Annotated in this window: 20 protein-coding genes; 8 read left to right on the forward strand and 12 right to left on the reverse strand. The window is 55.9% G+C overall.

Annotated features, from left to right (window positions below; all coding sequences use genetic code 11):
- Positions 1 to 10 precede the first annotated feature (10 nt).
- From C1N69_RS00530 to C1N69_RS00545, 4 genes are all read right to left on the reverse strand, one after another.
- Positions 11 to 1,645 carry a sulfatase-like hydrolase/transferase gene (locus tag C1N69_RS00530; protein ID WP_094918677.1) on the reverse strand — a complete coding sequence of 545 codons (1,635 nt, stop codon included), beginning with the start codon at positions 1,643 to 1,645 and terminating at the stop codon, positions 11 to 13.
- Positions 1,646 to 1,663: 18 nt separating this feature from the next.
- Positions 1,664 to 2,635, reverse strand: coding sequence for a glycosyltransferase (locus C1N69_RS00535; protein WP_094918678.1), 972 nt, complete (start codon positions 2,633 to 2,635; stop codon positions 1,664 to 1,666).
- A gap of 8 nt (positions 2,636 to 2,643) precedes the next feature.
- Entirely contained in the window at positions 2,644 to 3,627 is a 984-nt protein-coding gene (locus C1N69_RS00540; RefSeq protein WP_155030510.1) for a glycosyltransferase, read from the reverse strand.
- Positions 3,628 to 3,772: 145 nt separating this feature from the next.
- Positions 3,773 to 5,143, reverse strand: coding sequence for an O-antigen ligase family protein (locus tag C1N69_RS00545; RefSeq protein WP_155030511.1), 1,371 nt, complete (start codon positions 5,141 to 5,143; stop codon positions 3,773 to 3,775).
- A 230-nt stretch (positions 5,144 to 5,373) separates the two neighbouring features.
- Between C1N69_RS00545 and C1N69_RS00550 the strand changes: the two genes are divergently transcribed.
- The gene (locus tag C1N69_RS00550) at positions 5,374 to 6,477 is read left to right on the forward strand and encodes a glycosyltransferase family 4 protein (protein ID WP_155030512.1); all 1,104 of its coding nucleotides are present in this window, start codon (positions 5,374 to 5,376) and stop codon (positions 6,475 to 6,477) included.
- On the opposite strand, the gene C1N69_RS00555 is transcribed toward C1N69_RS00550, so the two are convergent.
- From C1N69_RS00555 to rfaD, 5 genes are read right to left on the reverse strand one after another with little or no spacing between them, the layout of a single operon-like run.
- Positions 6,456 to 7,565: a glycosyltransferase family 4 protein gene (locus C1N69_RS00555; RefSeq protein ID WP_095441436.1), complete on the reverse strand. Its 1,110-nt coding sequence runs from the start codon at positions 7,563 to 7,565 to the stop codon at positions 6,456 to 6,458. The genes C1N69_RS00550 and C1N69_RS00555 overlap by 22 nt on opposite strands.
- Positions 7,562 to 8,671: a putative lipopolysaccharide heptosyltransferase III gene (rfaQ, locus tag C1N69_RS00560; RefSeq protein ID WP_047957456.1), complete on the reverse strand. Its 1,110-nt coding sequence runs from the start codon at positions 8,669 to 8,671 to the stop codon at positions 7,562 to 7,564. The genes C1N69_RS00555 and rfaQ overlap by 4 nt, the downstream gene beginning before the upstream one ends.
- Positions 8,664 to 9,650, reverse strand: coding sequence for a lipopolysaccharide heptosyltransferase RfaC (gene rfaC / locus C1N69_RS00565; RefSeq protein WP_155030513.1), 987 nt, complete (start codon positions 9,648 to 9,650; stop codon positions 8,664 to 8,666). The genes rfaQ and rfaC overlap by 8 nt, the downstream gene beginning before the upstream one ends.
- A gap of 3 nt (positions 9,651 to 9,653) precedes the next feature.
- The gene (gene rfaF / locus C1N69_RS00570; protein WP_025758441.1) at positions 9,654 to 10,700 is read right to left on the reverse strand and encodes an ADP-heptose--LPS heptosyltransferase RfaF; all 1,047 of its coding nucleotides are present in this window, start codon (positions 10,698 to 10,700) and stop codon (positions 9,654 to 9,656) included.
- Between the two features lie 2 nt (positions 10,701 to 10,702).
- Entirely contained in the window at positions 10,703 to 11,635 is a 933-nt protein-coding gene (gene rfaD, locus C1N69_RS00575) for an ADP-glyceromanno-heptose 6-epimerase (RefSeq protein WP_025758440.1), read from the reverse strand.
- 215 nt (positions 11,636 to 11,850) lie between these two features.
- Between rfaD and kbl the strand changes: the two genes are divergently transcribed.
- The 3 genes from kbl to C1N69_RS00590 all read left to right on the forward strand — a co-directional run bounded on the left by kbl (position 11,851) and on the right by C1N69_RS00590 (position 15,024).
- On the forward strand, positions 11,851 to 13,047 hold the full coding sequence (kbl, locus tag C1N69_RS00580; protein WP_025758439.1) for a glycine C-acetyltransferase: 1,197 nt from the start codon (positions 11,851 to 11,853) through the stop codon (positions 13,045 to 13,047).
- A 9-nt stretch (positions 13,048 to 13,056) separates the two neighbouring features.
- Entirely contained in the window at positions 13,057 to 14,082 is a 1,026-nt protein-coding gene (gene tdh, locus C1N69_RS00585; protein ID WP_021242426.1) for an L-threonine 3-dehydrogenase, read from the forward strand.
- Positions 14,083 to 14,223: 141 nt separating this feature from the next.
- Positions 14,224 to 15,024, forward strand: coding sequence for a glycosyltransferase family 2 protein (locus tag C1N69_RS00590; protein ID WP_095452069.1), 801 nt, complete (start codon positions 14,224 to 14,226; stop codon positions 15,022 to 15,024).
- An 11-nt stretch (positions 15,025 to 15,035) separates the two neighbouring features.
- On the opposite strand, the gene C1N69_RS00595 is transcribed toward C1N69_RS00590, so the two are convergent.
- The 3 genes from C1N69_RS00595 to gpmM are packed head-to-tail and all read right to left on the reverse strand — an operon-like array spanning position 15,036 to position 18,809.
- The gene (locus C1N69_RS00595) at positions 15,036 to 15,968 is read right to left on the reverse strand and encodes a divergent polysaccharide deacetylase family protein (RefSeq protein ID WP_047957459.1); all 933 of its coding nucleotides are present in this window, start codon (positions 15,966 to 15,968) and stop codon (positions 15,036 to 15,038) included.
- A 3-nt stretch (positions 15,969 to 15,971) separates the two neighbouring features.
- Entirely contained in the window at positions 15,972 to 17,231 is a 1,260-nt protein-coding gene (envC, locus tag C1N69_RS00600; protein WP_244956332.1) for a murein hydrolase activator EnvC, read from the reverse strand.
- Positions 17,232 to 17,264: 33 nt separating this feature from the next.
- A complete protein-coding gene (gpmM, locus tag C1N69_RS00605; RefSeq protein WP_059386604.1) occupies positions 17,265 to 18,809 on the reverse strand; it encodes a 2,3-bisphosphoglycerate-independent phosphoglycerate mutase in 1,545 nt (514 codons plus the stop codon).
- Positions 18,810 to 19,056: 247 nt separating this feature from the next.
- Here gpmM and C1N69_RS00610 point away from each other — a divergent pair, with 247 nt between their 5' ends.
- Genes C1N69_RS00610 through gpsA form a run of 4 tightly spaced genes read left to right on the forward strand, consistent with a single transcriptional unit; the run spans position 19,057 to position 21,270 of the window.
- Entirely contained in the window at positions 19,057 to 19,488 is a 432-nt protein-coding gene (locus C1N69_RS00610) for a rhodanese-like domain-containing protein (protein ID WP_013094920.1), read from the forward strand.
- Positions 19,489 to 19,499: 11 nt separating this feature from the next.
- Complete coding sequence (gene grxC / locus C1N69_RS00615; protein WP_010426371.1) at positions 19,500 to 19,751, forward strand: glutaredoxin 3; 252 nt, start codon at positions 19,500 to 19,502, stop codon at positions 19,749 to 19,751.
- A gap of 32 nt (positions 19,752 to 19,783) precedes the next feature.
- Positions 19,784 to 20,251, forward strand: coding sequence for a protein-export chaperone SecB (secB, locus tag C1N69_RS00620; RefSeq protein WP_003860835.1), 468 nt, complete (start codon positions 19,784 to 19,786; stop codon positions 20,249 to 20,251).
- The gene (gpsA, locus tag C1N69_RS00625; protein WP_025758430.1) at positions 20,251 to 21,270 is read left to right on the forward strand and encodes an NAD(P)H-dependent glycerol-3-phosphate dehydrogenase; all 1,020 of its coding nucleotides are present in this window, start codon (positions 20,251 to 20,253) and stop codon (positions 21,268 to 21,270) included. The genes secB and gpsA overlap by 1 nt, the downstream gene beginning before the upstream one ends.
- The last annotated feature ends 6 nt before the right edge of the window (positions 21,271 to 21,276 follow it).

Raw genomic sequence — 21,276 nt, forward strand, 5'->3', positions numbered from 1 at the left:
ATGCTTCAGATTAACGCTCCGCTTCGGGAAGCGCATTCAGATGGTAGGTTACGCGCTCCGACAGGCCGCGGATATCACCGCCGGTGATGAAGAAGCTGTCATCTTTTTGGTTAGGGTTGCTGACGTCATAACCCAGCATCTTGTTGATAAGCGTCGCCACCTGGTAATGGTTCAGCGGCATTTGCGGGCTGATGTTCTTCATGGCGTACTCCGGATCGTTACTGAAGTACAGGAACGGTACCTGAGCAATTGGCATTTCTACAACCGAGTGGCCAAACAGACCGTTATCGCCCACGCGTTCCCCGTGATCGGAGGTGATAAACACCAGCACCGGCAGTTTGGATTTTGCCAGCGCGGTGCGAATCGCGGACGCGAGTTCTTTGTCATACAGGCGGACCGCATCGTCATACTCATTTTTCTTCTGCGCCACATCATCACTCAGACGCGGCGTAGAGAACTTCGCGAAGCCCTGCGGGATATTACGCTCGTACGGGATATGTGGAGCACGGCTGTTGAGCACCATCAGGAACGGCTTGTTCCAGTCCAGCGTGGCCTTTTCCACGGATGGCGTCAGGACAACGTCAGCACCGACATCTGGCGCCGGACGGATCTGCGTATCTTCCCATAAATCGATGTCATGGATGCCAATCCAGTTACTGAGACCTTCCAGCCCCTGAGCAGAGATAAAGGCGGTCTGATAACCCTGTTTCTTCGCGTTGGCAAAGATATTGGTGGATTTAGATTTATAGGCCCCGTAGTTATCCGGTTCACGCAGGTTGTTCACCAGCATTGGAATGGCCACTCGCGTGGACACCGCGTTGGAGACAATCAGTCGGCCTGTACCCTGATATTGCTGCAGCAGCGCTTTCAGCTCTGGTGTGGTATCTCGCTCGTAGCCCAGGGCGCTGACGTGGTGCGGGTTAAGGCTCTCACCAATCGCCAGAATAATGGAGTATTTACCGGCGTGCGTTCCCGCAACAGGGGTGACCTGGTAAGGGTCGTAATGGGTCAGATTCTGGTTTTCACCCGACATCGCTTCCGGGATCAGGCGAATAGCGCTGAAGCTCATCGCAGACAGGCCGTTACGCAGCAGGGAGTGGCGCAGGTCTGGGTTGAATTTGTACATCTGCCCGTCGACCGCTTTGTAGAACTGGCCGACAAACATCACGACGATGGCAAGCAGGCAAGGAAGCGCAATCCATTTGTGCCAAAGCGGCGCCAGACGACGCGCAAAGACCAGCGCAAAGACGATGGCCACAATCATGATGGCGAAGTAGATGCCCAGTGAACCCAGACTGTCTGTGATCCCGCTGGCAATGTCTTTTGTTTCCACGAACGCCAGCCAGACTTCACTTGGGCCATAGAACTGACCGTAGAACTGGTAGTACACCGCTTCCGAAATCTGCACGATAAACGTGACGGCCAGCAGCAGGCGAGTCAGGAAGAAACGCGCACTGGCAGCAGCCAGCAGAGAGATGATCAGATACAGTGAGATATCACCGGATTTCGGCTGATAGACATGATCTTTCAGCAGAATGATGATTTCTGAGAGCGAGAACAGCAGCAGGAATGCCAGCGTCAACCCCAGGGTACGCAACAGATTACTGCGTGGGGTAAACGAAGAGGATGAAGTTGTTTTAAACATGGAAGGACTCTATTCCGATCAGAACTTTTTAGTCAGCGGGCGAATGGCTTTACCAAAGCCAAAGCGCAGTGCGCGAACCACCGTAGGGCGATTGTGCAATCCTTTACGCCAGATATCCTCAAACAGGGCGTACCAGCGTGCAGCGACCGCTTCGCGGGAATAGACCTGGAGACGTTTTTCACCCTGCTCGCGCATCTGACGATACAGTTCAGGGGAGTTTTTCAGCCGCATAATTGCATCGAAGGCTTCATCAGGGGTTTTGGCGATCAGGTAGTCCAGCTCACTCTCGCGGATTGCACGGTAAGAGGGCTCGTCGTCGCAAACCATCACTGTTTTGCCCAGCCAGTTGTTAATGAGCTTACTGGCAGGCTTACGCGCCAGTTTGTGGTCGTGCGATTTGCGGAAGCTGATGCACACGTCCACGTCCTGGTAGTTTGTCCAGTTATCGAACGAGATGCGGAGCTCAATACCTTGTTCGGCAAGACGTTGCTTAAAATTCCCTTCGCGGTATTCGTCCGGGAAACTGTCCACACGGCCAAAGAACGCGACGGTTTTGATGGTCTCGTCGGTGCGCTCACGGGGTTTCACGCCCGGCTGTGGCCAGTAGGGAACGAAGATACGGTTGTTATGGTTATCCACTTCCGGGTTCTGGTCGACGACAACATCGGCGCCAATAACGGGAGGACGGTCCGCACGTGCGACCACGGTGAAGCCACGCCACGGCTTCACGCGAGAGCCAAAGTCGTCGTTATGCATCAGGTTAATGGCATCGGGCCTGCATTCAGAGCCAAACGAACACTCGATTGCGTCACCATAATAGTGCTTCAGCGCCAGTGTGGTCTGGAACGTCCAGCCACCGCGGCCGCCACAATAAAATCGCTCCGGAATATCGTCAGGATTGACATGGTTATCCAGAAGGGTCTGGAAATCTGCGTAGTTTTTAGCGATGAAATCCGCGCGGGAGACCGCGTGTAATTTAAGTTTGCTCATAATTTCCGTTAGCCAAGAATTTTTTTAAGACGGAAGTAGCGACGTCCCAGACGCCACCGTTGGCGGAGGCCGCGCGCATTTTGCCAGATCAGGGTCCAGATACCGCGGTCGAAAAGCTCACGGGTGATCTCGCGTTTTTTGGCCATATCGTCAATGTTGTTAATGCTGTGCAGGATCCCCAGACCCTCTTTGGCGATTTGCCAGTGGCAGGCCGGCACGCGTTTCACCTGTTCCGGATAGCGCTTATTGATAGCGTCCAGCATCTCCAGAATCTTCATATAGTGGCGCGAGGAACGCATACGCGTATCGTCCGTGCCTGGGGTATGGGAAACGGAAGCGGAGTGGATCAGGTAATCGTAATAGACCTCATCAATATACTGCACGCGTCTGGCGGTGAGCAGCACTTCCGTCGTCCAGGGGATATCCTGATGACGCAGGCCGTGTTCAAAGCGAAAACCCTGCTCTTTAATAAAGGCGTGTCGATAGATATTCAGCCATGTCACGTGCAGGAACTTGCGGGATTCGAGCGCCATCTGCAGCCAGGTTGGGCCGTCCAGTACGCCTGTTGACGCGAGTTTATCTGAAGGGAAGATCTTCTTCGACGGGCGTCCGTCATCATAAATATAGGTGCCGTTGCAGGTCGCGACGTCCAGTTGCCCGGCAAGCGCAATTTCCAGCAAACGCGGATACATCCCCGGGTAGATGACATCATCAATATCCGGAAACGCGACGTAATCGCCCGTTGCCATGGCGAGACCGGTATTACGGGCCGCGGAGACACCGCCATTAGGCTGGTCAATAACCTTAAAAAGACTGAATTCACTGGCGTAGCGGGCGATGATATCTGCAGAACCGTCAGTTGAACCGTCATTAACAATAATAAGTTCCAGACCTGGCAGATTCTGTTTCTTAATGCTTTCAAAAAAAGCGCTCAGGAAATTTTCGCCATTATAGACGGCGACAACGAGGCTTAATTGAGGCGTTCCAGACATGCTTACTCCGTAATGTCATGCGGTGAGATGCGGCCGACGAGCTTTACAGTAACGTACAATGGCTTTTCGACAGCCGGCAGGCAAAAGAGTTCTGATGGATACCTGTGCGCCGGCATTTATGACCCCCGGCGCAAGGTACACGCGATCAGGTGGTTGTTTCTGTCTGTTTAGCGGGGCGTAATGCGCACATCCCAACCAGCAACCCGGTTAACAGCATATATTGCTCCAGGTAGTGATCTTTCAGATTGTGGTCGACCATGGTTCGCGAGAAGAAGCCAACCGTAAACAGCAGCAGGAACATCCCCACCATCGCGTTACCATGGCGGAACTCACGCCAGCCGATATACCAGCAGCCTGCCAGTAAAATCAGCCAGCCCGCGATGCCCGCAACGCCGTTCTGAATACCAAACTCAATCAGGCCATAGTGGCTGTGCGGGATATTAATGCGATTGTCCTGTGTGTCGCGACGCAATACGTAGCGGAAGGCTTCCTTGCGGGGCCCCATTCCCGAAGGATGCTCACCCACCAGTTTCCAGCCCTGATGGAAGAAGCTGGCGCGGCACCCGTTGGAGTGGTTCATTGGTCGGCCCAGGTCGTTCCTCGGTACCGTTCCGTTAGTTTTGTTGTAGCAAAAGCTGGTGAAGGGCGCGTTCCAGCCTGTTACCGCATCATCTTCCAGGCTTTGCCAGCGCGGATCGGTTTTAAAGGAGGCATAGCCCAGAAGCGCGGAAGCGATAATGATGCTCACAAGAATAGCGCCTGTGAGCACCACGCGACTGCGACGCATACTGTGCAGGCTGAGCAGAATGAAGGTGGAGAACAGGCTGCCGACCAGGCCGATCGTTCCCCAGCGGGTATCAACTAACGCAGTGCAGACAAGGTTACACAGCAGCATAAAGGCGAGGAACGATGTCTTCAGGCGTAAGAAACGCTGATGCAGCAGACCGCGCGCAAGCAGTTCGGCAAGCAGGAAACCGGTGATCATATTGACCTGGAAGCTCATGCGCGTGCGGTTATAAACAATCCGCGTTTCGCCCCAGTGGATCACGCCGTCTCGCCAGTAAAGCCAGGCGGTATCAAGCAGGTGAATACAGACGACGCCCCAGAAAAAAAGGACGACGAGAGTAAAGAAACGGGCAGCCGATAAAGAGGGGAAGCGCTCCTGAATCACCGGTAATAACACCAGCCCCGCACAGAAAAGCAATACCGGACGTAACCACTGACCATCCCAGGTCGATACCATTTCTTTAATATCTGGCGCGACAAAAAAGCCGTTAATCAGGATAAAGAAAGTTAAGGCCCACAGCACAATAAGCACGAACTTAATTTTGTTTAAGTCCAGCGCTTTTCTCGCCACGGAAGAGCTAAAGAAAAGACCGAGCGCCACCACAATATTAGGATAAATCAGACCGTTACGATGAAAAGGGAGCTGATCGTTTGGGATTGGCCAGATAAAACATAAAGCCAGTACAGACAGGACTAAAAGACCTGTCAGGATGTTACGAGTATTTGTCATAATTTTGGTACTGGTAAAGGATCTCGGCGTTAATACCGGTTAGTTAACAATGCCATGCGCAAATTCCACTGATTTCGAATGGAATAAAAGCCTGAGAAAATTACCACAGAAGCCATAACTACAGAAGGACAATGTTTGTAAGCAAGATTAATCCGCCTGTGCATTACCGTAATACCCACGTATATAATCGGCAGTCTGAACAGCGCTTTCAGCTTAACGACAGGAAATGTATGCATATTGTTCACACTGAAGCAGACGGCGGCAAAGGCGGACAGCCTTTGCGCATTATTAACGAATCGCTAGGGATGATTCAGCGTGGCCATCAGGTGACTCTCCTGTGTCCGGAAACCGCGCCGCTGCACGCCCTGGCGCGCAATGCCGGGTTAACGGTGGTCACTATGCCGTTGAAGCGTAAGAACCTTAAAAACCTGCAGTTGCTGCGTCGCTGGCTGAAGGATAACCGACAGTCAATTGACGTCATTAACAGCCATAACTCTGCCGATACCTGGCTGGTGGCGCTGGCGAATTTGACGCTCTCCAGTCCCGTACCGCTGGTGAGAACCCGTCATGCGTCCGGCGTACCGCGTAACAACTGGACGACCCGCTGGCTGTTTCGCACGGCCTGCACGCATATCGTGACCACCGGGGAGGCGCTGCGCCATCAGGTGGCAAATATTGGCGTGCCGATGTCCCAGAGCACGTCGGTGCCAAGCGGCGTTGATACGCAGCGTTTCCATCCGGGAGATAAGCACCAGGCCCGGGCTCATTGTGGTTTGTCTCAGGATGATTTCTGGCTGGGCGTGGTATCGCATTTGCGCCCGAACAAAGGCCATAGCGTACTGCTGCGCGCCCTAGCGAAAATCAACAATCCGCAGATCAGGCTGGCGATTGTTGGCGAAGGCCCGCACAAAGCGACGCTGGAGCAGGAAATCACCGCCCTGGGGTTACAGCAGCGCGTAGTCATGGCGGGGCATCAATCCGATCCGGAACGCTGGTTCCCGGCATTTGATATTGCGCTCAGCCCTTCGCACGATATGGAAGGTGTCCCGCAAGGCGTGCTGCAATCGTTAGCCAGCCGCGTTGCGACCATTGCGACGGATGCGGGTGGAACGGGGGATGCGGTGATTAACGGGCAAACGGGATTGCTCATCGCGCAGCGCGACGAAAACGCACTGCACGATGCCATTCTGCAACTCTATGACGACTCAGCCCTTCGCGAGACGCTCGCGCAACAGGGATATGACTACCTGAGCACGCACTTTACCAGGGAATGTATGCTGGACGCGATGGAGAAAGTCTTCTCTGATGCGGTTCAGCGCAGCAAATCACGATAAAGCGCCTGTAGCTCTTTCGCCATTCTGTCCAGGGTGAAGGGCTCGGCAGTTGCACGCGCAGCGGCGGAGTAATCAACACCCTGTTCCCGGCCTTTTAGCCACAGCGAGATGGCCTGCTGGTAGCCTTCACTGTCCAGCGCATCACGCACCCAGCCGTTTTTACCCTCGATAATCCACTCTGCCGCTCCGCAGCCGTGGCTGGTAAGCAGCGGTAAACCGCAGGCCAGCGCTTCCACGCAGACGTTCGGGAAGGGATCGTAGAGCGTCGGCAGGATAAGCGCATCCGCCGTGCCATACACTTCACGCACGTTGGCCACCGGCCCCAGGAATGTCACGCGTGAGGAAACACCCAATGTCTGCGCCAGTTTTTCAAACTTCCGGGCATGTTTATCGCGTCCGGCAACCAGCAGCCAGACGTCAGGATGCGCCACAATAGCACGCAGCGCGGTAGCGACGCCTTTACGGCTGAAGCCCGACCCAACATACGCCAGCACCGGTGCATTACGGGGAATACCCAGCGCATCGCGCTGCGAAAGGGCACGGACCTCAGGACTAAACTGAACGGTGTCGACGCCGTTATAGATCACCGTCAGCTTGTCGTCCGGCAGTCCGAAGCGACGGGCGATATCATCACGCACCATCTTCGAATTACAGATCACCTTGCGCAGCTGCGGATGGGTAAACATCTGCGCCTCAGCCTGCAGGATGTAGCGGTGGTACCGGCTGAGCGACTGAGCCCAGCGCGCCAGCGGCGACAGAATGCGGCCATATTGCTCAAGCCAGGTGGCGTGAACCCCGTCGCCCGCCCGAAAGATGGTCGCTCCCGGTATGCGTTCGTGGCTTTGCACAATATCAAACTGCGCAAAATGCGCGGCAGCTTCGGTGGCAAAACCGGACTCACGGGCGATGCGATTACGAAACGGCGGATTGACCGTCAGCGTTTTCCAGCCTGCAGCATCCTCCCACTGGCGGGCAATCAGCGTGACATCAAGCGACGTATCCTGCGCCAGCACGTTCAGCGCGCGCGAGACGAAACGTTCTGCGCCACCGTTGGGGTTGTAGGTCTGTCGGACAATCGCCAGCTTCATGCAGGGGTTTCCGTTTCCAGGAGCATCGTATCGATGGCGCTCAGCACCTGCTGCGGGGTGATTGCGGTGATGCAGTCTGAGACACCGCTGTCTCCGCAGCCCGCTTTGCCGCACGGCTGGCAGGTGAACCCGGCGACAATCACACGGTAGTTCACCCCCCACGGCGCCCACTTGATGGCACCGGTAGGGCCAAAGATGGCGACGGTTGGCGTACCGACGGCGCTTGCAAGGTGCATCGGCATAGAATCGACACCGAAGTACACCCGCGCGTGCTTCATGAGCGCGCCCAGCTCTTTCAGGTTCAACTGACCGCTTAAATCAAAGACCGGCTGGGTGAGCGCAGCGCGCAGCGCGTCCATATAGGCCTTCTCTTCTTTTGACGGCGCGGCGGAGAGGATAATCGGCAGGCCGCGCGCCGCCAGGTTATCAATGGTCGCTGCCAGCTTGTTGATATCCCAGGCCTTAAACATCCAGCGCGAGGTCGGGTGAACCAGAATGTAGGATTTACTCGTGAGTCCAAAACCGGCCAGCTTTTCAGCAACGGAGGCTTCCGCCGCGTCGCCGGGGACAAACAGCGTGTGTTTGTCTTCGTCGGACTGCGGATGAATGCCGATCCGGCGCAGGGCGTCCAGATTGACCTCCACCATATGGCGGCTGTTGTCCTGGATCGCCGGGTAGAGCGTGGTAAATGATTTCACCCAGCGACGACGTGCAAGACCGCTGCGTTTATCCGGTTTGAAGCCGACGGAGACGCGCGGTTTCAGGCGACGCGCCAGACGCGCGCCGTGCCAGTGTTCGGTCAGGTTAATCAGTACGTCATACTGACGGCCTTTCAGGGTAGCGAGCAGCGTGCGGTAGAGGCGGAATTGTTCAAACCAGCCCTTCTTGCGCCAGTTGCGCCCAATGGTATGGACCTGGTCGATATGCGGATGGCTGGTCAGCATCGCCTGCGTGTCGTCATAGACCAGCGCATCGACTTCCACGTTCGGCCAGTTCTTTTTCAATACGGTGAACACCGGCGAAGTCAGTAGCACGTCACCGTGGTGACGTAATTTAACGATCAGTACGCGCCTGGGTGGACGCTCCGCTGAGAAAAAATCAGACATAAGCTCTCTCTGCTGCCAGCAAAGGCTCTAATTGCGCAAATACCGCAGCGGCGCTGAGGTCGCTCAGCTGCGATGAGTGTTCCGGGCGGCAGATATATTGATTTTTTCCATAGCCGCCGATAAGGCCCGGGTCCGTTGGGCCGTAAAGCGTAATATTAGGTCGATCCAGCGCCGCCGTCAGGTGGCTGAGGCCCGTATCCACGGAGACCACTGCCGTAGCGCCGGCCAGCGCCCGGGCGACGCCATCCAGTTTCATGCGCGGCAGAACGTCCACATAATCAAACCCTGCCGCCAGGCGTTTGGCGCGCGCTTCTTCATGGGGAGCGCCCCACGGGAGTTTGATACGTAACCCCGCACTCCCCAGCAGGCCGATCAGTTCGCGCCAGTGCGCCTCCGGCCAGTGTTTGTCGTCGCGGGTCGTCGCATGCAGAAAAATCAAATACGGTGCGCCTTCTTGCTGCGAACTATGAAGGAAGTGCTGCGAAATGGCGTAATCACCCTGGGTTTCCGGTTTGGCATAACCGAGGCTTTTTGCAAACAGCTCGCGGGTTCGTTCGACGGCATGTTGTTGTTTTGCAATGTGGTGACGGCGGTTATAGAACAGGCTCGCCAGCGGTTCGCGGGCGGTCTGCCAGTCCATGCCGTGCTTTATGCCGTGTGCCAGTCGCGTCACCAGCGCGGCGCTTTTGACCAGCCCCTGGGCGTCGATGATGGCATCATAACGCTGCGCCTGTACCGCCTCGCGGAAGGCCTTGCGTTCGGCTTTAATCGGCGCGGAGAACCACGCTTTGCGCCAGCGACGAATCGCCACCGGGATCGCGCGGTCGACCGCTTCGTGCCAGGTGGGGATCTGCGCGAAGCCCTCTTCCACCACCCAGTCAAAACGAATGCCCGGTATGGCCTGCATGGCGTCCGTCAGTGACGGCAGCGTGTGCAGCACATCGCCCATCGACGACGTTTTAACGATCAGTACCCGCATCCGTTATCCTTCTTCGCTCAACAGCAGTTCGTTAAGCTCTTCAAGAACGCGCTGCGGGGTAATGTCGATCAGGCTCTGGTGATAGCCTTCTGCTGCATCGCCTTTGCGCACTTTGTGATAGCCCGTTATCAACCGAATAACACGCGCTTTATGCGAAAGCGGTGGCGTGAAGTCCGGGCTGCTTGGGCCATACAGCGCAACCAGCGGGCGGTTGAGCGCAGCAGCGACGTGCATCAACCCGGAGTCGTTGGTGACCACGGCTTTACAGGCGGCAATCAGGATCACCGCCTGCTCAAGCTGGGTTTCTCCCGCCAGGTTACGGCACCACGCCTGTTGCTCGGTACTGAGCGTCGCGAGGATTTCGTTGCCCGCCTCGTGGTCTTTTGCCGAACCGAACAGGACAATCTGGTAGCCTTCGTCAATCAGCTGTTTCGCCAGCTCCGCATAGTGATAGTGCGGCCAGCGTTTTGCCGGGCCAAACTCGGCGCCTGGGCAGAAGCCAATCATCGGACGTTCCGACGAAAGACCAAACGCGTTGCAGGTGTGGGATTTTTCACCCTCGTTAACCTGAAGCTGTGGCCAGAGCAGCGGCTGCGGCAGATCTTTCGCGCTGCGCATGACCCCTTTGTCATAGGCCAGCGCCACATAGCGCTCCACCATCAGCGGCCAGGCCTCTTTATCCAGCACGCGTGCGTCGTTCAGCAGGCCGTAGCGCATTTCACCGCGCCAGCCGGTGCGGTGCGGGATGCCTGCAAAGAAAGGCACCAGGGCGGATTTAAAGGAGTTTGGCAGGACATACGCGCGGTCATAGCGCTTCTCGCGCAGGCTGTGGCCGAGTTTACGGCGTTCGCCAATTTCCAGCGCCCCGTGGCCGAGCGGCATCGGAATGGCGTCATTCACTTCCGGCATGCGCGATAACAGCGGACGGCACCACGCGGGTGCCATCACGTCGATTATCGCCTGGGGATAGCGCGCCTTGAGCGTGCGATAGAGACTTTGCGACATCATCATGTCGCCCACCCATGACGGGCCGATCACCAGAATTCTCATACTTACGCGTCGCGGTTCAGCCAGGCCATATACTCCGTTACGCCTTCGGCAACGGTTTTGAACGGTTTGTCATAGCCCGCTTTACGCAGGTTAGTGAGATCCGCCTGGGTGAACGCCTGGTAGCGGCCTTTGAGCTTGTCCGGGAACGGAATGTACTCAATGCTGCCTTTTTTGTGGTACGCCAGCGTGGCGTCAGCCACCGCCTGGAAGGACTCCGCACGGCCAGTTCCCAGGTTGAAGATGCCGGACACGCCGTTCTCCCAGAACCACAGGTTTACGGCGGCCACGTCGCCCACGTAGACGAAGTCACGCTTAAAGCCGTCGCTGCCTTCGAACAGTTTCGGACTTTCGCCGTTATTCAGCTGGGTGTTCAGGTGGAAGGCCACGCTTGCCATGCTGCCTTTGTGACCTTCGCGCGGCCCGTAGACGTTGAAGTAGCGGAAGCCGACAATCTGGGAGTTCGCTTCTGGCAGGACCTGACGCACGTATTCGTCGAACAGGAATTTAGAGTAACCGTAGACGTTCAGCGGCTGCTCATATTCGCGGGACTCGATGAAGTCCGAGGTGCGCCCGCCGTAGGTTGCCGCAGAAGAGGCGTACAGGAACGGAATTTCACGCTCGAGGCAGTAGTGCAGAATCTCTTTGGAGTACTGATAGTTGTTGTCCATCATGTACTTGCCGTCCCACTCGGTGGTGGATGAGCAGGCACCTTCGTGGAAGATGGCTTCGATCTCGCCGAACTCTTCCCCTGCCATAATCTGGATAAGGAAGTCTTCCTTATCCATATAATCAGCGATGTTCAGATCCACCAGGTTGACGAACTTGGTGCCGTCTTTCAGGTTGTCAACCACCAGGATGTCGGTGATGCCTTTGTCATTGAGAGCCTTAACAATATTGCTGCCGATAAAGCCCGCGCCGCCGGTAACGATGATCATAACTGTAACCTTTGAAGTGTGAAGCCCGGGGACAATCCCGGACGCTAATGTTTCTATCATATCATTAGTATGGCTGCCCTTCAGCCATTCACCTTCACAGCGCAGGGGTACGCGTGATTTATGCTGCAAAAACGACAAGAGATAATGTGTCATCTCGTCATGAACTATAGGTTTGGGTAATATGTCCCGAAATTTGCCGAGTCTGGAGAATTGCAATGCGTGGTGATTTTTACAAACAGTTAAACAGCGACCTCGACACCGCACGTGCGGAAGGGTTGTTCAAGGAAGAGCGTATTATCACGTCTGCCCAGCAGGCGGACATCACCGTTGCCGATGGCAGCCATGTGATCAACTTTTGTGCGAACAACTACTTAGGTCTTGCGAATCACCCTGAGCTGATTGCCGCGGCGAAAAACGGCATGGATACCCACGGTTTCGGCATGGCTTCCGTACGCTTTATCTGCGGTACCCAGGATAGCCACAAGCAGCTTGAGAAAAAGCTGGCGAACTTCTTAGGTATGGAAGACGCCATTCTGTACTCCTCCTGCTTCGACGCTAACGGCGGTCTGTTTGAGACCCTGCTTGGCGCAGAAGATGCCATTATCTCCGACGCCCTGAACCACGCGTCCATCATTGACGGCGTGCGCCTGTGCAAAGCGAAGCGCTACCGCTATGCCAATAACGACATGGTTGAGCTGGAAGCGCGCCTGAAAGAGGCGCGCGAAGCGGGCGCTCGTCATGTGCTGATCGCCACCGACGGCGTGTTCTCGATGGACGGTGTGATCGCCAACCTGAAGGGCGTGTGTGACCTGGCGGACAAATATGACGCGCTGGTGATGGTCGATGATTCTCACGCGGTCGGTTTTGTCGGCGAAAACGGCCGTGGCTCCCACGAATACTGCGACGTGATGGGCCGCGTGGACATCATCACCGGTACGCTGGGAAAAGCGCTCGGCGGCGCGTCCGGCGGCTATACCGCTGCGCGTAAAGAGGTGGTTGAGTGGCTGCGTCAGCGCTCCCGTCCGTACCTGTTCTCCAACTCCCTGGCGCCGGCTATTGTGTCTGCCTCCATCAAAGTGCTGGAGATGGTGGAATCCGGAGCCGAACTGCGCGATCGCCTGTGGTCCAACGCTCGTCTGTTCCGCGAAAAGATGAGCGCAGCAGGCTTTACGCTTGCCGGTGCTGACCACGCGATCATTCCGGTCATGCTGGGCGATGCGGTCATCGCGCAGAACTTTGCCCGTGAACTGCAAAAAGAAGGGATTTACGTCACCGGGTTCTTCTTCCCGGTGGTGCCAAAAGGTCAGGCGCGTATCCGCACCCAGATGTCTGCGGCGCATACGCCTGAACAAATTGAACGTGCGGTGGAAGCCTTCACCCGCATCGGCAAACAGCTGGGCGTCATTGCCTGAGGACGTAAGATGAAAGCGTTATCCAAACTGAAAGCGGAAGAAGGGATTTGGATGACCGACGTGCCGGAACCGGAAGTCGGTCATAACGATCTGCTGATCAAAATTCGTAAAACGGCTATCTGCGGTACTGACGTTCACATCTATAACTGGGACCAGTGGTCACAGAAAACCATTCCGGTACCGATGGTTGTCGGCCATGAATACGTTGGCGAAGTGGTGGGTATCGGTCAGGAAGTAAAAGGCTTCAAAATTGGTGACCGTGTCTCCGGTGAAGGCCATATCACCTGCGGTCACTGCCGTAACTGCCGCGGTGGGCGTACCCACCTGTGCCGTAATACCATCGGCGTGGGCGTGAACCGCCCGGGCTGTTTCGCAGAATACCTGGTGATCCCGGCCTTTAACGCGTTCAAAATTCCGGACAACATTTCTGACGATCTGGCCTCCATCTTCGACCCGTTCGGTAACGCGGTACACACCGCGCTCTCCTTCGATCTGGTTGGTGAGGACGTGCTGGTCTCCGGCGCGGGCCCAATCGGCATTATGGCCGCGGCGGTGGCGAAGCACGTTGGGGCACGTAATGTCGTGATTACTGACGTGAATGAATATCGTCTGTCGCTGGCGCGCAAAATGGGCGTGACCCGCGCGGTGGATGTCTCGAAAGAGAGCCTGACCGACGTGATGGAAGAGCTGGGCATGACCGAAGGTTTTGACGTGGGTCTGGAGATGTCCGGTGCGCCACCGGCGTTCCGCACGATGCTGGATACCATGAACCACGGTGGCCGCATCGCGATGCTGGGTATTCCGCCGTCGGATATGTCTATCGACTGGAACAAAGTCATCTTCAAGGGGCTGTTCATCAAAGGCATCTATGGCCGTGAGATGTTTGAAACCTGGTACAAGATGGCGGCGCTGATCCAGTCTGGTCTGGATCTGTCCCCGATTATCACTCATCGATTCTCCATTGATGAGTTCCAGCAGGGCTTTGACGCAATGCGTTCCGGTCAGTCCGGGAAAGTGATCCTGAGCTGGGATTAACAGAGAAAGCGCCTTCGGGCGCTTTTTTACGTCCTCTTCACGTTTCTGACATCCGCAATCAGAATATTTTGATTTTTTCTTCGCTTTTTTACCCACACACTTATAAAGTTTGTTGATTATCCGTTTACCTTTACAGTGCCTATGTTCAAGCTCACCGTTTGTTTATTGACCTGTAATTCTGCGCGTTTATTGCGCGAGGTTATCCCTCCACTGTTAACGGTGGCAGATGAAATTGTCGTTGTGGACTCCGGCAGCACGGATACCACGCTGGATATTTGTCGCGAATATGGACTTTCTATCCACCATCACCCCTATGCCATGCACGGTGCGCAGATGAATTATGCCGTTGATCTGGCGAGCAATGACTGGGTGTTGTGTATGGACAGTGATGAGATCCTGGATGCCGAAACGGTCGATTTTATTCTGGCACTGAAAGCCGGGGATGAACCTTCCGCCGATCGCGCCTGGCGCATCGCCCGATACTGGCATGTGCTGGGTGAAGAGGTACGCACCATTTACCCCGTCTCCTCTCCCGATTTCCCGGTACGGTTGTTTAATCGTACCCAGGCCCGTTTTAACCACCGTCCGGTGGACGACAAAGTTGAAGGTAAGGTTATTGCAGTAAAAATGCCGGGACGGGTGCGCCACGACACGTTTTATAACCTGCATGAAGTGTTCAACAAGCTGAACAGTTACACCACCCGTCTGGTGAAATACCAGCCTGTCCGGCCCTCAATTGGACGCGGCATAATCAGTGCGATCGGGGCGTTTTTCAAATGGTATCTGTTTAGCGGTGCCTGGCGTCAGGGCAAAGTCGGCGTGGTGACAGGACTCTATGCCACCGCCTACAGCTTTTTGAAGTATTTCAAATCCTGGTATCAGCATCAGGAGAAAAAAGAGCCCGTTGCGAAAGAGCATACGGACTCTCAGACGGCAAAATAAGCGTCAGGCAATCACGCTTTTTTTCCCCATCCCTGCCACTGCTGCTGGACGTATTTTACCAGCGTACTGTTGCTGATGCTGTCACCAATGACAGAGAAGAAGCGAGTCGCGTAGACCGGTTCAGGCGGCTGCTTCAGCACGCAGCGCTTCACGCCGCGGAACGGATTACGCGGCGCTGTCGGCGCGGGCTGTGCAGAATTCGGCGTAGAGGTATCCACCTGCGGCTCGTTCAGCAGATCGCTCGGGCGCACCAGCGTGATATCGGAAGGTAACGTCGGCAGCATTTGTTGCAGAACGCGAACGGTAGATGGGTGCGGGTGACCGATGGCAATGGCCGAGCCATTGCGGCGGGCCAGCTGCACCGCGCGATTAAACTGCATGCGGATATCGGCTTCGTTCTGGGTATCATCCAGGAACACTTTACGCTTAATGACTTTGACGCCCGTTCCCTGTGCCGCACGCATCGCCTGACTGTTGCCGATGGTCATGCTGTCGAGGAAATAGAGGTTGTAGCGCTCCAGCGCCTGCATCACTTTAAGCATCCCGTACAGGCTCGAGGTCATCGCGCTGCCCATATGGTTGTTCAACCCTACGGCATACGGCACTTTGTTGTATGCGTCGCGGATGATGCGCTCGATCTCATCGCTGCTCATATCCGGGCGCAGGGTGTCTTTTTCCAGCGGCTGCTTGCTGAGCGGTGCCATCGGCAGATGGATGAGGACCTGATGCCCGGCGTTATGGGCTTTAGTCGCCATCTCACGCGCGTGGGGCGCATTCGGAAGGACGGCAACAGAGATGGCTGACGGCATCGCCAGCACCTGATTTTCATAGTGTGGACGATAACCGAAGTCATCAATCACAATGGCGAGTTTACCTGCATATACCGGTGCAGCCAGCGCCAGTGCGCTGACGACGGAGAGAACAATGCGACGAAATTGAAGCAAAACTTATCTTCCCAACCACGGCTGTGGATTGACCGCCTGACCCTGACGACGAATTTCGAAATAGAGTGACGGGCGGCCCTGACCGCCACTGCTGCCCACAAGGGCGATGGGTTGGCCCGCGCGTACCTGTGTGCCGACGCTGACCAGCGCGCTCTGGTTGTAGCCGTAAAGACTCATATCGCCTTTACCGTGTTCGACCACGACCACCAGCCCGTAACCCTGCAGCCAGTCGGCCAGAATCACGCGGCCATCAGCGATGGCTTTCACTCCGCTACCTTCAGACGCACCGATAACTATCCCTTTCCAACGTAGCTCACCCTGCAACTGTTCGCCATAGCGATGCAGAATTGAACCACGAACGGGCCAGTAAGCCTGACCGCGAGGCGAGCCCAGGCCGCCGGTACGTGACATCAGGGAACGTTCGCTTTCGCTTGGCTTGTAGGTCGTCCCTTTACGGGACGCTTCCTGCTGTTTGTCGCGAACGGCCTGCGCCTCGCGGGCCTCTTTTTCAGCGCGCGCTTTTGCCGCGGCTTCCGCACGGGCGATGCTGTTACGCAGTTTTGATTCGTTGGCGCGCATTTCGCTCAGTTGGCTCTGACCTTCCTGAATGGAAGATTCAAGGCCGGAAAGGGTTTTCTTACGCTCGTTGCGGGCCTGCTCAAGTTTTGCCTGCTGGGCCTGCTGATCGTAGAGCAGCGTCTGCTGCTGGGTCTGCTTCTCTTCCAGCTCGGCTTTTTGCGTGGTGACCTCTTCGCGCGTCTGCTTCAGCTGCGCGATAGTCTCCTGACGCGCCTGGTTCAGGTAGCCGAAATAGGCCTGCAGGCGCTGGCCGCGCTGGCTCTCTTCACCGCTGAGGATCAGTTGCAGACCGGTGTGTTCACCCTGGCGGAATGCGGCATCAAGCTGTGCGGCAAGGTTGCGCTCCTGCGCATCGCGCTGCCGCTCCAGTCTGGCAATCGACGCGTTCATCTCGTCGATCTGCTTATTCAACTGGGCAAGGGTGTTTTGCGTTTCACGGAGTTTACGCGTGGCGGCAGAGATGGCCTCTTCCTGCTGCTTAAGCTGGGCGAGCAGGGCGGCACGCTGCTGCTGCTGCTGGCGTACCGCACGCTCTTTGGCGGCGATATCGGCCTGAATGGATTTCAGCTGGTCGCGGTCATCCGCGTGGGCGGATGCGGCGCACAGCAATACGCCAGCGCTGAGTGCGCTGGCGTAAAACAGAGGTCTGACTGATAACCTAAGCGGCTTCACGACCCATGTGATTGAAAAAATCGCCTTTCCCCTCATGGGGAGCGATTATTCCACGATGAACAGCGGCTTACCAGTCATCTCTTCAGGGATCGGCATCCCCATCAGCGACAACATGGTTGGCGCGATGTCAGAAAGCTTGCCGCCTTCCACTGCTTTCAGTGATTTATCACCGACATAAATCAGCGGAACGGGCAGGTTGGTGTGAGCCGTGTGCGCCTGGCCAGTCGCCGGGTCGCGCATCTGTTCAGCGTTACCGTGATCCGCGGTGATCAGCAGCTGGCCGCCAACGGATTCAACCGCTTTCGCGACTTGCTCAACGCAGTGGTCCAGCGCTTCAACTGCTTTTACTGCCGCTTCCATCACCCCGGTATGACCCACCATGTCGCCATTCGGATAGTTACAGATGATGGTGTCGTACTTGCCGCTAACGATTGCCGCAACCAGCTTTTCGGTCAGCTCAGCAGAGCTCATCTCTGGCTGCAGATCGTAGGTGGCGACTTTCGGGGAATTAATCAGAATGCGCTCTTCGCCAGGGAACGGCTCTTCAACACCACCGTTAAAGAAGAAAGTGACGTGCGCATATTTCTCGGTTTCGGAGATACGCAGCTGCGTCTTATCATTCTTCGCCATCCACTCACCGAAGGTATTCGCCAGTGAAGCGGGTGGATATGCGCATGGAGCCTTGATATCAGCGGCATATTCGGTCAACTGGATGAAGTTAATGTTCACCACTTTCTTACGGGCAAACCCGTCGAAGTCGCTGTTGACAAACGCACGGGTAATTTCACGCGCGCGGTCAGCACGGAAGTTCATGAAGATCAGCGCGTCGCCATCTTCCATCGCGGCATCCGCCTGGCCTTCAGCACGAATCACGGATGCTTTCACGAATTCATCGTTTTCATCACGGGCGTAGGCGGCTTCAAGCGCTTCAACGGCGGTCGCGAACTGGAATTCACCTTTTGCCAGGGTCATCAGGTCATAGGCCTGTTCCACGCGATCCCAGCGGTTGTCGCGGTCCATGGCGTAGTAACGACCAATAATGGAGGCCACGCGGCCTTTACCCAGCGCGGCGAATTTGTCTTCGAAGGCTTTCAGGGAGCCTTTTGCGCTACGTGGTGGCGTATCGCGGCCATCCAGGAAGGCGTGCAGATAGATTTTTTCCGCACCGCGCTCAGCGGCCAGTTCAACCATCGCCATGATGTGATCTTCATGACTGTGAACGCCGCCTGCAGAGAGCAGACCCATGATATGTACGGCCTTGCCAGCGGCAACGGCGTTATCGACGGCATCGCACAGCGTTGGGTTGGCGAAGAAGGTGCGTTCTTTGATTTCAACGTCCAGACGCGTCAGGTCCTGATACACAATACGTCCGGCGCCCAGGTTAACGTGACCCACTTCGGAGTTGCCCATCTGGCGATCCGGCAGGCCCACTTCCAGGCCAGACGCGTCAATCAGCGTATGTGGACGTTTTGCCCACAGCGCATCCATGACGGGGGTTTTGGCGGTGAAAATAGCGTTATCCTGGCTGTCTTCACGGTAGCCATAGCCATCCAGAATCACCAGTACCATAGGTTTTTTAGAAACCGACATTGCGACAACCTCATGCTCAAGAGTCAAAATTTGCGTAATTTTACTACAGCTGAATCGATCAAATAGCCGCAGAAGATCAAAGAAAGCGTAAGGGCAAGGTGCTTCTCAGACCATTTTGAGGCATTTTTTTAGGTGGCATGCCGCAGAAAATGGATTAGGTTAGGGTCGCTGGCTGTATTTGCCACAACGCACAGGTATACTCCTGTCCTGGTTTTTTTAATCACTAAGTCGGGAGTAGTTACCCTCCATGCAAGAAATTATGCAATTCGTTAGCCGCCATCCGGTTCTGAGCATCGCGTGGATTGGCCTGCTGGCCGCTGTGCTGTTCACCACATTTAAGGGTCTGACGTCTAAGATTAAGGTTATCACCCGTGGTGAAGCGACGCGTCTGATTAACAAAGAAGATGCCGTCGTAGTCGATCTGCGTCAGCGTGACGATTTCCGTAAAGGGCACATTGCGGGTGCGATTAACCTGCTGCCTGCTGAAATCAAAGCGAATAACGTGGGCGAGCTTGAGAAGCATAAAGCCCAGCCGATTATCGTTGTTGACGGTACCGGCATGCAGGCGCAGGAATCCGCCAGCCTGCTGCATAAAGCAGGCTTCGAAAACGTATCTGTGCTGAAAGAAGGCATTTCCGGCTGGAGCGGGGAAAACCTTCCTTTGGTGCGCGGTAAATAAGGAGTTCAGTGATGGCCAATATTGAGATCTACACCAAAGCGACCTGCCCGTTCTGCCATCGTGCGAAAGCGCTGCTGAACAGCAAAGGCGTCACGTTCCAGGAACTGCCTATCGACGGTGACGCGATTAAACGCGAAGAGATGATTCAACGTAGTGGTCGCACAACGGTTCCGCAGATTTTTATTGATGCGCAGCACATTGGCGGCTGTGATGACTTGTATGCGCTCGACGCCCGTGGTGGACTCGATCCCCTGCTGAGCTAAGAGACTTTAGGACAATTAAAAAGGGTTTTTCCATGTCAGAACAAAACAACACCGAAATGACTTTCCAGATCCAGCGTATCTACACCAAGGATGTCTCTTTCGAAGCGCCAAATGCGCCGCACGTTTTCCAGAAAGACTGGCAGCCAGAGGTTAAACTTGATCTGGATACCGCATCAACCCAGTTGGCTGATGACGTGTATGAAGTCGTACTGCGTGTGACCGTGACCGCCTCTCTGGGCGAAGAGACGGCTTTCCTGTGTGAAGTACAGCAGGGGGGGATCTTCTCCATCGGCGGTATCGAAGGTAACCAGATGGCGCATTGCCTGGGTGCATACTGCCCGAACATTCTGTTCCCGTATGCGCGTGAATGCATCACCAGCCTGGTTTCTCGCGGTACATTCCCGCAACTGAACCTTGCGCCAGTTAACTTTGATGCGCTGTTCATGAACTATCTGCAGCAGCAGGCTGGCGAAGGTGCTGAACAACATCAGGATGCCTGATGAGCACTGTTAATGCGTCAATGACTGTGATCGGTGCCGGCTCATACGGCACCGCTCTTGCCATCACGCTGGCAAGAAATGGTCACGAGGTGGTCCTGTGGGGCCACGACCCAAAACATATCGCGACGCTGCAGCGCGACCGCTGCAACGTGGCGTTTCTCCCGGACGTTCCGTTCCCTGACTCCCTGCATCTGGAAAGCGACCTTGCGACCGCGCTGGCGGCCAGCCGCAACATTCTGATTGTCGTCCCGAGCCATGTATTCGGTGAGGTGCTGCGTCAGATTAAGCCGCTGATGCGCCCGGATGCACGCATTGTGTGGGCGACGAAAGGGCTGGAAGCCGAAACCGGACGCCTGCTGCAGGATGTTGCCCGTGAAGCGCTGGGTGATGACATCCCGCTGGCGGTGATTTCGGGTCCGACCTTTGCCAAAGAGCTGGCCGCTGGCCTGCCAACGGCGATTTCGCTGGCATCAACCGATCAGACCTTCTCCGACGATCTGCAACAACTGCTGCACTGCGGCAAGAGCTTCCGCGTCTACAGCAACCCCGATTTTATCGGCGTACAGCTGGGTGGGGCGGTGAAGAACGTGATTGCGATTGGTGCCGGCATGTCCGACGGCATTGGTTTCGGTGCCAACGCACGTACGGCGCTGATCACCCGCGGCTTAACCGAGATGTCCCGCCTTGGCGAAGCGCTGGGTGCCGATCCGGCCACCTTTATGGGGATGGCGGGCTTAGGCGATCTGGTGTTGACCTGTACCGACAATCAGTCCCGTAACCGCCGCTTTGGCATGATGCTCGGACAGGGCAGCGATGTGAAAGCCGCGCAGGAGAAGATTGGTCAGGTGGTTGAAGGCTACCGCAATACCAAAGAAGTTCGCGAATTGGCGCACCGGTTTGGTGTCGAAATGCCAATAACCGAGGAAATTTATCAGGTATTGTATTGCGGAAAAAATGCGCGCGAGGCAGCATTGACCTTATTAGGTCGTGCGCGCAAGGACGAGCGCAGCAGTAACTAGTCGGAA

Origin of the sequence: Enterobacter sichuanensis (assembly GCF_009036245.1) — a bacterium.
GTDB lineage: Bacteria > Pseudomonadota > Gammaproteobacteria > Enterobacterales > Enterobacteriaceae > Enterobacter > Enterobacter sichuanensis.

Excerpts from the sequence above, each read along its gene's own strand:
- rfaC (WP_155030513.1), bottom strand. The coding sequence starts at position 9,650 with ATGCGGGTACTGATCGTTAAAACGTCGTCGATGGGCGATGTGCTGCAC.
- C1N69_RS00540 (WP_155030510.1), bottom strand. The coding sequence starts at position 3,627 with ATGTCTGGAACGCCTCAATTAAGCCTCGTTGTCGCCGTCTATAATGGC.
- secB (WP_003860835.1), top strand. The coding sequence starts at position 19,784 with ATGTCAGAACAAAACAACACCGAAATGACTTTCCAGATCCAGCGTATC.
- C1N69_RS00555 (WP_095441436.1), bottom strand. The coding sequence starts at position 7,565 with ATGAAGCTGGCGATTGTCCGACAGACCTACAACCCCAACGGTGGCGCA.
- C1N69_RS00530 (WP_094918677.1), bottom strand. The coding sequence starts at position 1,645 with ATGTTTAAAACAACTTCATCCTCTTCGTTTACCCCACGCAGTAATCTG.
- rfaF (WP_025758441.1), bottom strand. The coding sequence starts at position 10,700 with ATGAGAATTCTGGTGATCGGCCCGTCATGGGTGGGCGACATGATGATG.
- rfaQ (WP_047957456.1), bottom strand. The coding sequence starts at position 8,671 with ATGTCTGATTTTTTCTCAGCGGAGCGTCCACCCAGGCGCGTACTGATC.
- tdh (WP_021242426.1), top strand. The coding sequence starts at position 13,057 with ATGAAAGCGTTATCCAAACTGAAAGCGGAAGAAGGGATTTGGATGACC.
- gpsA (WP_025758430.1), top strand. The coding sequence starts at position 20,251 with ATGAGCACTGTTAATGCGTCAATGACTGTGATCGGTGCCGGCTCATAC.
- C1N69_RS00550 (WP_155030512.1), top strand. The coding sequence starts at position 5,374 with ATGCATATTGTTCACACTGAAGCAGACGGCGGCAAAGGCGGACAGCCT.
- rfaD (WP_025758440.1), bottom strand. The coding sequence starts at position 11,635 with ATGATCATCGTTACCGGCGGCGCGGGCTTTATCGGCAGCAATATTGTT.
- C1N69_RS00590 (WP_095452069.1), top strand. The coding sequence starts at position 14,224 with ATGTTCAAGCTCACCGTTTGTTTATTGACCTGTAATTCTGCGCGTTTA.
- gpmM (WP_059386604.1), bottom strand. The coding sequence starts at position 18,809 with ATGTCGGTTTCTAAAAAACCTATGGTACTGGTGATTCTGGATGGCTAT.
- grxC (WP_010426371.1), top strand. The coding sequence starts at position 19,500 with ATGGCCAATATTGAGATCTACACCAAAGCGACCTGCCCGTTCTGCCAT.
- C1N69_RS00535 (WP_094918678.1), bottom strand. The coding sequence starts at position 2,635 with ATGAGCAAACTTAAATTACACGCGGTCTCCCGCGCGGATTTCATCGCT.
- kbl (WP_025758439.1), top strand. The coding sequence starts at position 11,851 with ATGCGTGGTGATTTTTACAAACAGTTAAACAGCGACCTCGACACCGCA.
- C1N69_RS00545 (WP_155030511.1), bottom strand. The coding sequence starts at position 5,143 with ATGACAAATACTCGTAACATCCTGACAGGTCTTTTAGTCCTGTCTGTA.
- C1N69_RS00610 (WP_013094920.1), top strand. The coding sequence starts at position 19,057 with ATGCAAGAAATTATGCAATTCGTTAGCCGCCATCCGGTTCTGAGCATC.